10 protein-coding genes are annotated in these 10,368 nt (G+C 29.6%); 6 read left to right on the plus strand and 4 right to left on the minus strand.

Going from position 1 to position 10,368, the window contains the following annotated elements:
* Window positions 1–111 precede the first annotated feature (111 nt).
* Window positions 112–462, plus strand: a complete 351-nt coding sequence (locus tag M983_RS03935; RefSeq protein ID WP_066747353.1) for a nitrous oxide-stimulated promoter family protein — start codon at window positions 112–114, stop codon at window positions 460–462.
* A 3-nt stretch (window positions 463–465) separates the two neighbouring features.
* Here the strand turns inward: M983_RS03935 and M983_RS03940 are convergent, their stop codons facing one another.
* Both M983_RS03940 and M983_RS03945 read right to left on the minus strand, forming a co-directional pair.
* Complete coding sequence (locus tag M983_RS03940) at window positions 466–996, minus strand: GNAT family N-acetyltransferase (RefSeq protein WP_210433225.1); 531 nt, start codon at window positions 994–996, stop codon at window positions 466–468.
* 81 nt (window positions 997–1,077) lie between these two features.
* Window positions 1,078–1,599, minus strand: coding sequence for a bactofilin family protein (locus M983_RS03945; RefSeq protein ID WP_245684008.1), 522 nt, complete (start codon window positions 1,597–1,599; stop codon window positions 1,078–1,080).
* A gap of 1,162 nt (window positions 1,600–2,761) precedes the next feature.
* On the opposite strand from M983_RS03945, the gene M983_RS03950 reads away from it, so the two are divergent.
* Together M983_RS03950 and M983_RS03955 are read left to right on the plus strand one after the other, a co-directional pair.
* The gene (locus M983_RS03950; protein ID WP_066747362.1) at window positions 2,762–3,598 is read left to right on the plus strand and encodes a helix-turn-helix transcriptional regulator; all 837 of its coding nucleotides are present in this window, start codon (window positions 2,762–2,764) and stop codon (window positions 3,596–3,598) included.
* 85 nt (window positions 3,599–3,683) lie between these two features.
* Entirely contained in the window at window positions 3,684–4,553 is an 870-nt protein-coding gene (locus M983_RS03955; protein WP_245684009.1) for a T3SS regulon anti-activator ExsD domain-containing protein, read from the plus strand.
* Between the two features lie 50 nt (window positions 4,554–4,603).
* Here the strand turns inward: M983_RS03955 and M983_RS03960 are convergent, their stop codons facing one another.
* Both M983_RS03960 and M983_RS03965 read right to left on the minus strand, forming a co-directional pair.
* Complete coding sequence (locus M983_RS03960) at window positions 4,604–7,531, minus strand: hypothetical protein (RefSeq protein WP_066747368.1); 2,928 nt, start codon at window positions 7,529–7,531, stop codon at window positions 4,604–4,606.
* 5 nt (window positions 7,532–7,536) lie between these two features.
* A complete protein-coding gene (locus M983_RS03965) occupies window positions 7,537–8,010 on the minus strand; it encodes a hypothetical protein (protein ID WP_066747371.1) in 474 nt (157 codons plus the stop codon).
* Window positions 8,011–8,436: 426 nt separating this feature from the next.
* Between M983_RS03965 and M983_RS03970 the strand changes: the two genes are divergently transcribed.
* The 3 genes from M983_RS03970 (at window position 8,437) to M983_RS03980 (ending at window position 10,166) form a co-directional block, all read left to right on the plus strand.
* A complete protein-coding gene (locus M983_RS03970) occupies window positions 8,437–8,985 on the plus strand; it encodes an NADPH-dependent FMN reductase (protein WP_066747374.1) in 549 nt (182 codons plus the stop codon).
* Window positions 8,986–9,440: 455 nt separating this feature from the next.
* A complete protein-coding gene (locus M983_RS18030) occupies window positions 9,441–9,650 on the plus strand; it encodes a sigma-S stabilization anti-adapter protein IraP (RefSeq protein WP_066747380.1) in 210 nt (69 codons plus the stop codon).
* A gap of 312 nt (window positions 9,651–9,962) precedes the next feature.
* Window positions 9,963–10,166, plus strand: a complete 204-nt coding sequence (locus M983_RS03980; protein ID WP_066747384.1) for a hypothetical protein — start codon at window positions 9,963–9,965, stop codon at window positions 10,164–10,166.
* Window positions 10,167–10,368 lie beyond the last annotated feature (202 nt).

Raw genomic sequence — 10,368 nt, forward strand, 5'->3', positions numbered from 1 at the left:
AAAAAGAAAAGCCTTTTGATAAAAATTTTTATCACATTTTATTGATAGTTTTCGCTTCAAGTTAAAGCTAGTGATAAGATGTATTTAATATACACATTTAGAGGCTCAATAATGACGGGCAAAAGAGTAAACAGAGAGAAAAAAACAATCCAGAAAATGGTTTCTCTTTATTCTCGTTCACATATACAAGAAGATGAAAATTATTATGAACAACTTCTTGATTATGCTTATAAACGGCTTGATAAATGCCGTTATGGTGAAGAAAAACCTGCATGTAAACAGTGCCCTATTCACTGTTATCAGCCAGCCAAAAGGGAGGCGATGAAACAAATTATGCGTTGGGCTGGTCCTCGAATGTTAATTTATCATCCTATTTTAGCCATTCGTCATCTTATTGATGATAGAAAACCCGTTCCCCCTATTCCAGAAAAACGTAAATCAACACGAACAGTAGAAAAGTAATATTTACTTTTTTAACCGATATAAAACATGTTTTGCTAAAGGATGATTTTTATCTAATGCAGGATGTATAAAATATTCAGACTGTTGCATCCCTAACTTCTGCATTACACCTTGTGAAGGCGTATTTAAAACTGCGGTAAAGGCAACTACTTCATCAAGATGCAAGTGTTCAAATGCAAATATCAACACTTCACACGCTGCTTCATAAGCATAACCTTGTCGCCAAAATTTTTTGGCAATACGCCAACCTATTTCAACACAAGGTGAAAAAGGTAATGTATCATTAGGACGATTTAATCCAACAAAACCAATAAATTCTTGTGTGCTTTTTAATTCAACCGCCCATAATCCCCATCCTTTATATTGTTTGAACCTTTCACATATTGCATCAACAAGTTTATTACTTTCATCTTGGGTCAACACTGATGGAAAATATTTCATTACATCAGGAGATGAGGTGATTTCTGAAAAAAATGACGCTTTATCACTTTCACGCCATTCTCGTAATGTTAGTCTTAGAGTGTCTAATTCCATCACTATCCTCTTATTTATTACAATTAAGATAATAATGATAGAGTAGGATAACTGACGAATAATATAAACTTATTACTAAATCTATTTTTTATTTTCTTTTAATTGACGCTCTGTAGATTCTATTAATTTTTCTTTATTAGTCTGTGTTCCATCTTTGATAGAAATGACACGTTGTTGTGCTACAGATTTAGCTTGATGTTCAACTTGTTCGGATTGTCCAGTGAAAATACCACCACGTTTAATAGACATGCTTCCACAACGACTTGTTCCCCGTAATTCTCCATGCTCTAAAATATCGAGATTATTAGCTGCACAAATTCCTTTTACAAGTCCATCAATAATAATATCAGGGGCGGTTAATTCGCCTTCTACTTGACCTGCGTGCATAATGCGAATTACGCCGTCTTTTACATTAATATTACCTGTTACTTTACCCCAAATTTGAATATCACCTTCAAGAGTGATATCACCATGGAATGCAGAGCCTTTAGCAATAACAGTATATAACTTTTGTTCTGCTATGGGTTTGGTTTCTTCTGTTGCTACTACAATAGGAGTAACAGGTTCTATTACTTTAGATGTTTCTGTTTTGCGACTAAACATAGCTATTTTTTTAAACCTCAACGTTATAGAATAAATTACGACACTTAAAATTAAGATCAAGAGAAATAATAGTTCGCCAGTCAATTTATCTAACCAAAAAGCGAATAAAGTAAGCGTCCAAATGATCCATATTCCACTAAAAATAATATGCTGTAATATTTGCTTGTTATTCATAATTAGCGAGTATTCAACCTCCCTGATAATAAATACTTTTATGCATTCACTATATTAATAGGAAAATAGTAAATATAATTGTAAAAATAGAACTAATAATTGGTTTCATTTTAGAGATTTAACTTATATCATTAATTATTACAGATAGTAGAAGATTACATATTAATTATTTGACTTTGATAACATTTAAATTTATTTTTGACATACAAATAAGATAAATATTAAATTTAATATGTTAAGTGAATTTTCATTTGTATGATGAATAATAAAAAAACCTGCGATCATCATCACATAAATAATATAGACTTAAAGTTTATTTATCATAGTTTGATAATATACAAATATTGATATTAAGTGTTATTACTATTTAAAACAAATTAAAATAAATTGATCCGTGTTCAATCCCATAAAAACGGAGAGTAAAACAAGATAGATGAGCAATGAAATTATCAGTACTAGTAAAATATAACATATGGTTACTAACTAAACACATTAGCTTATTCAATATTTATTTACATTAAAATCTCATTTTAAATACAAAAAAAACACAAAGAAGAACAAAAAAAACAACATTATTTTATTCTTAATAATTTTCTTAATCTAACTTTTTTTACAGTGTAAAATTATCACCCCATACATAACCAACTGTAAACAAAAGATTATATAATTCAATAATTTGAATTGTAAAATTAAAATTACAATTTATTATCACTATCTTATTCACTCATTTATTATAAAAACATTTATATTAAATTTACTTTTTGCAATTTTTTTAAAATCTCATTAAATTATTTTCCGCAACTTATCTTAAATAAGAAATGGCAAAAGCTATGTCTAATATCTAAAAAAAAACCACATCAAAATAAAGAAAACATTCTTTTTTTTATTTTTAATAACACCTCAATAATGAAAGCATTATTTTAATAGATTTTTATTTATTGAATTAAAAATATAGTGATATTAATAAATATAATTTTATGGGCGAAAAATGAATACAATGCAATGCTGTGAAAATAGTCAATTTGACTGCACAATCAAAAGAAAATCCTATTTCTATCCGCAATATCAAATATTAGAAAACGACCAAAAAGCTTTATATATTATAAGAAAAAATACAATTGTATTGCAAAATTGTACTGATACCATCGCTGTTGAACAAGATAAAATTCTGTTTTTAGAACAAGGAAGTTATACAATAAAAACAAAAGAACAAGACCCTTGCGAAATATTATATATTCCTCTTTCCGATGATTTTTTAAGAAATTTCATGTCCAAATATAGTGATATTCTTAGCAAAATAGAAAGGGAGAAGGAATTTTCATCTGCCTTTATTTGTTTTCATGATTCACCATTGATTCATTTTTGCAGTAATGGATTTGAATATCTCTCCTCTCAAGTATGCCCAGATACTTTTACTCAGCTTCGCGTTGAAGAATTATTAATACTTCTTCTTTCTACAGAAAAAGGCGCTGATTTAATGGCACTGTTTCGTCAATTAAGTCATCGCCAAGTTGATCGCCTTAAAATTTTTATGGAAAAAAATCATCTTAAAAATTGGAAATTAAAACAATTTGCTCGTGAATTTGGGATGGGATTAACGACATTTAAAGAGCTTTTTAATCACGTCTATGGTACTTCACCAAGAACATGGATATGCGAAAGAAGAATCATCTATGCACATCAATTACTATTAACAACTGAAATGAGTATTGTTGATATTTCAATGGAATCAGGTTTTTCTAGTCAATCTTATTTCACACAAAGTTATCATCGACGTTTTAGCATGACACCAAGTAAAGCGAGAAATCTTAAGTTAAAACTATAAAAAATCCGACCGAATATCACAATAACAATTTTTGATTCACCGCTAGAATACTCAAAATTTATTCTTACGAGTGAGTGACATTATTGTGATAAAAGAGTCCCCCTATACTAGCAAATATCATTATTATGATTATTTAGATTTATTAAAAAAAATCATGATAAATGAAGATAAGAAAACTGTTGATAATTTGTTTGATCTTCAGTTTTCTTTATTTTTTAATGAAAATAATATTAACGAAAAAAAAATTAAAATATTAAGTCGTCTTTTATGCAGAGAAAGCTTAGAAGATTTATTACACTCAACATGGTTCTTACGTAAAAAACACTGCTCCGTGGAAATGAGTAAGGATGATATGCATGAAATTTTAGCATTAGCTCAAATTCCTAAGACGCCGTCATCTGATCTATCATTGGAGTCTCCATCCTGCATAGATTGGAGTAACTCGCTGAGTGCGACAATCAATTTAAACGATCATTTACGCTTGATTCAAGCCGTAATTAAGCCACTTTTTATTTGGTGGATAGGTAATATTACACCGGATATATTTGTGTTATATGAAAAAAAGAAGGCGTTAGAGTTACAAATCACTCAATATGAAAATATTAAGCTACTTGAAGAAAAACAACCTTCACATATTAATCCTCCATTTTTATCTTTAAGTGAGATAAGAATTAAGTTGGATGCAGATAAAACTCGGCTATTAATCATTGAGGATAAACTTAAAAAAGATATACAACAGCTAATTACAATATGGAAAACAGAACCTATTTTTAATATAAAAATTACAAATTCATTGGATTACATTAAAAATATTAACCCCGAATCTGAGTTATTAACGCCAATTTGGGATATTTTAAATCGTATTCCTAATCAGCCAGAATATGCTGAAAAATTAAAAGAATGGCTTCTTAAACGTTCTTTATGTTTGAAAAATGATAAATTTTTATGGTATTAAAAAAGCACTTCTAGTCGAAACTAGAAGTGCTGAAAGATTTATTTAACTTATTATTTTATATCTAATACTTCAATCGATATTATCGACATAGATTCTGGTGGTACTTTACCTGGCAAGCCATTTTTACCATATCCACCATTTGGTTTGATATAAACTTTAGCTTTACCATTGATACCGGCTTTAGCAATAAAAGTATTTAATGGGAACGGTAGTTGACGATATGGTAAAATCAATGGGTTCGATTTATTATAATCAAGCGTCACCGTCCCATCAGTCAATTCTTCATGCATAGTAAATACAATCGTTTTTTCTGTAAGTCTCGTTGCAGGTTTACCCTGTTTAAGTATTTTAAAGTAAGTATCATCATCATACCTGATATAATTTTGTTTCTGTATATCAGATAAAATTGACTTATTACGCTGTGAATTACCTTTACTAATTACAGAGTAAGCATAATCAAGCTGGCTGGCAATCATTTGCCCTTCGCCAGCTAATTTCTCTAATTGAGATTTAATTAATTCATTCTCTTTTTTAATATCTTTTACTTCAGTCGTCAATTTAGCTAAAACAACGTCTTTTTCTTTTATCTGCTCGTTTAATTGCGTATTTTTATTTTGGGCTGTTAATGCTAATTTACGCTGATCTTCAAGCTGTTTATTCGCGTCATTAAGTTGTTTTTCTGTATCAGATACAGAGTTACTATTTTGTTTTGCTTTAGCAAGAGATTCTGCTTCTTGTTCTTTAAGCTTATTAGCCAGCGTTAAGCTCTCTGTTTTACTTTGTTCTAACTGAGATTTTATTTCGGTTAATTGTGCAGTTAACTTATCCGTATTTGCTTGCTTTTCATTAATTTGTTTTTCTAAAAGAGCATAGGCTTTTTCATCACCTGATTTACGTGTATTTAGCTCAGCAATTAATTGTTGTTTATCCTTAAACTCTTCTTCTAAAGCTTGATACTTTTTCGTTAAATCACCTTGTGATTGTTCTAATTCAGCAATAAGATTATCTTTATCGGCAATCGCTTTATTAATTGTGCTTTGATCAGCAGAAGCATTCTTTTTAAGATTACTTAATTCTATTTCTTTATTTTTTAACTCTTGTTTAATTTCATCAATGGCTTGTAATTTTTCTTTTGATTCCTCTTTTTGTTGCTGAGCAATCAATAGTGATTTATTTAACTGCGCCTGTTCTTGATTATTTTTTTCTATTTGCTCTTTAAGCTGTGCTAATTCTTTACGATAAGCCTCACTTAATTGTTTATTTTCTTGTTTCGTATCTTCAAATAAAGCATCTTTCGCTGTTAATTGTTTCTCAAGCGTTTCACGCTCAGCATTTGTTTTCAGTAATCTCGTTTGTAATTGCTCAAGCTCTTTTTTTGTCGAGTCATCTTTTAGCAAACTTTGCGCTTGAGTATATTGTTGCTGTAACTCGCCTTTTTCTTTCTCGATTTGTGCTAACTGTTCTTGCACTTTCACTAATTGTTGAGAAAGTTTGTCGTGATCACCTTGAGAACTCGTTAAAGAGGCTTGTAGTTGTTTGATCTCGTTATTTTTAGCAATTTCGAGTTCGGCTAAAGCTTGTTTATTCGCATCACCGCTGTTAGTAAGCTGACGTTGTGCTTGTTGATATTGCGCTTGTAAATCCGCTTTCTCTTTTTCGGCTTGCGCTAGCGCCATTTGTTTATCTGCTAATGCTTTATCAATATTGCCTTTTTCAGCTTGCAGGCTCTCTAACATTCCTTGTAATTTTACTAACTCTTTTTTGCTAGAGTCGTCTTTTAGCAAAGTTTGAGCTTGGGTATATTGTTGCTGTAACTCGCCTTTTTCTTTCTCGATTTGTGCTAACTGTTCTTGCACTTTCACTAATTGTTGAGAAAGTTTGTCGTGATCACCTTGAGAGCTCGTTAAAGAGGCTTGTAGTTGTTTGATCTCGTTATTTTTAGCAATTTCGAGTTCGGCTAAAGCTTGTTTATTCGCATCACCACTGTTAGTAAGCTGACGTTGTGCTTGTTGATATTGCGCTTGTAAATCCGCCTTCTCTTTTTCGGCTTGCGCTAGCGTCATTTGTTTATCCGCTAATGCTTTATCAATATTGCCTTTTTCAGCTTGCAGGCTCTCTAACATTCCTTGTAATTTTACCAACTCTTTTTTGCTAGAGTCGTCTTTTAGTAAATTATTAGCAGTTACAAGTTGTTGTTCACGCTCAATAAGCGAATTTTTTAACGTATTAATTTCATTATTCGCTATTTGAAGCTTTTCTGATTGTTGCTTGAGCAAATTCATTTGCTCAGTATATTGCTGCTCTAACGTGTGATATTTTTCTCTTGTATTCGCTAAACGATTTAAAAGTTCTTTATTAAAAAGTGGTTGTTTTCTATCTAAAACAGAACGATTAAATTCATATATAAAATGTAAAGGAACTGCTGTAGCTGAATAAAAGATATTAGGAATAATATCTAGTAGCGAATTTTCATTAATAACTACATTGGGATAGCTCTCTTTTGAATAAAGTGCAAGAGGATTATAGACAGATGCCTTATTACTTTGACTATTCCTATTCAAATTCTCAGGTAAAAACTGAGACTGAATAGGAACAAAAGAGAGTAAAGGTGTTAAATAACGAGTGTAATCATTATTTGTAGTGGCATCATTAACCGGCAATATAGGGCAATTTTCTAATAATGAAATATTAGGTTTATTATCGACAGTAGCATGGCTACCAACTGATGTTATCTGTGGCGATTTTACTTTAGGCTGAGGCTTATTGTGTTGAGTATTCGTCGAAGTACGATCCTCAACACTAATCTGTTCAGATTTTGTGGATGAAATTGTAGCAGGTGTTTTATGCCCCGTGTCGTTTGTTTTTTGAGTCTTTAGATAAAGATCAAAATCATTAATGGTTGAATTGAACTCATTATTAGCAAACGTTAATGTTGGAAATAACATAAAAGCAAGGCAAACACTCTGCTTTAATTTCATAATAATTAATCACCTAATTTTTTTAATGTGGAATTCACAGACATTATTGAGAGATAACGAACTTTTGCACACAATACTTCTGTTTTAGATTCAATACTCATTTTCAATAAATCTAAGCTATCTTTACTGGCAGTATTCTCAACACTATGATACATCGCATTGATCTCACTGATTTCCTTGAAAGATTTCACCATGGCTTTATAGTCAGAAGGTGAAAATGTTTTCAATGAGTCCAGTTGATTTATACAACCGTTTTGTGACACTACCCCTGATTTTTTTGGTTCTGAATTTTTGTTATAAACACTCGTGTCAGCTTCTTGTGCACTATTAACAGAAACGTTCTCTTGTATTGGTTTAGCTGAAACAGGTGTTACTGCTGTAGATTGATGAGCATCAGACCCTGCACATCCTGATAAAGCAAGAATGCTTGTTGCCATCAAAACAGCCAAGAAAGTCTTTTTATTTTCTAATAAGGACATCGGTTTTCCTTAGTTCTAAACAGTCTAAAATAAGAGCATATGAGTTGTCGCATTTTAAGCCATTTCCTTATAATTTTCTATTACCTACTGCATACTAAATAAAGCGAAGAATGTCTAAGATAGTAAAGAAGTTACCCATTATTATGATCTTAAATATTTCTCGGAAATTATTGTACATACAATATAAGTAACTTCAAAAAATGAATGTTAGTTAGAACACATATAACAATAAACTCACTATTTTTTATATATCTCAAATACTAGCAGATTATAATAAAAATTTTAATATGAATTTATACTTTTATTTACCCCAATTCCGAGTAAATAAGTAATTAATATCTTATTGATGTTTACCTATATAAGTATAAAATAAAAATCAGAATGTCAATTGATATTCTTTTTATCCTACCCTATAGGAGAGTTAAAATGAGTGATTTTAAAATTGGTATTGTTGTTGGGAGTTTAAGAAAAGATTCTTATAACAAACAAACTGCAAATGCATTGATTAAGTTATTTCCAAAAGAATTTAATTGTCAATTTTTAGATATAAGTGCGCTCCCTCTCTATAACCAAGATGATGATAATAATACACCTGCCGTTGTTGTTGATTTTAAGAAAAAAATAAAAGAATGCCAAGGCATTGTTTTTGTTACACCTGAGTATAATCGTTCAATTCCTGGTGTCCTTAAAAATGCGTTAGACCAAGCATCACGCCCTTATGGTACTAATGCTTGGGATACTATTCCTGCAGGCATTATCGGTGTTTCTATTGGTAATATCAGTACAGCAATTGCTCAACAACATTTACGTAATTCATTGGCTTTTTTAAATATGCCAACACTCAATCAGCCAGAATGTTTCTTAAAATGGTATGAAGGTATGATTGAAAACGGACAGTTTTCAGAAAAATCAGCAAGTTTCATGCAAAATTGGGTTGATGCATATGTGGCTTTTGTAAAACATAATCATAAGTAACCTTAAAAAATAAAAAAGAAGCTCTTAGTTTATAGAGCTTCTTTTTACTTTTTATTTCCTTGAATTTTTTATTTATAAATAAATTATGTATTTATTTATAGTTTAAAATAAATATTCTATACATCTTAGTAATTTCAATAAAAAAATAATCACTTTCGTTCATTTTATCTCTATTTATCAGTACAGAATAAAATTATTAATAAAGTACACTTACTTTTAGTTAGCGGGTTAATATCTTTATCAAGAAAGAAATTTTAACTGTTCTTCTTACTATGAAAAGTTCAGTCTAATGCTAGTTGATAGCATAAGTTAATAAAAGTTATTTTATGGTGACTTACCATTACTCTTTTCCTTACTTACAATATGAGATATATCTCTAAATAATATAAAGCAATAATTGAGGTTAACAAAGAAACTATTTATATTACTATCTCACAAAATCTAACAGGTAAATTATGGATAAACATTTTAAAGAGATCGAATGCGAGATAGCGGCTCTAAAAATCGTTATCAAATCTTTACTTACTACTTTAAATGACAAACAACGACGAGATATGTTAGGTAATATATCTTTATTGATTGAGGACACATCAAGTAAATATCCACAGTTTAATGAAATTATTAATCTTACAGACCAATATGTAAAAAAAATGATTCAATCTTGATGCAAATGAACCACTATCAATTTTTATAAAAATAATTAGGATGCTTCCTGATAGCATCCTATTTATATAATTCAATATTCAAAAACATTATTAACTCATTATTTTCTTTCTATTTGATTATCTTGTTAAAATGGATAAATCATATCCTTATTTTGCTAATTCTTAACTCATCGCCTACTTTTATTATGAAGAGTTATTGCTAGATAACGCATTTTTTCTAGAAAAATTTTTCTTAGATTTACTTAACTATTTAATTAATATAAAAATTAACATTTACACAAGCATAGCTAAACAAGTCTTTTCGGGGTTATGATGAAAAAAAAAGTGATCAATATGGAGTATGAAGTCGCAGCCTTAAAGGTTGTCTTAAAATCTTTATTACTAACATTAACACCTAAGCAAAAACAATTAGTCATTCAAGATATAAAAAAAACAATTAATGATGCTTCATCGATATATCCTCATTATCAAGATGTGATAAATAAAACAGAACAATATGTAAAAAAAATGCTCTAACTCTTTAGGCGCAATATTTTTAATAAGCAATATCATTTATATTAGCGCCTGATTTTTTTAAGATTACAATAAAAATCTTACTTTACCAAAATAATAAGTAATTAAATCTAGCTTATTAATAGAAAATTTAATATCTAACTTGTTGTGAACAAATTAAAAAATAATTTAAAGTAAATAATGATTTTATTTAAGCACAGTAAAC

This window comes from Proteus myxofaciens ATCC 19692, from assembly GCF_001654855.1.
Taxonomy (GTDB): domain Bacteria; phylum Pseudomonadota; class Gammaproteobacteria; order Enterobacterales; family Enterobacteriaceae; genus Proteus; species Proteus myxofaciens.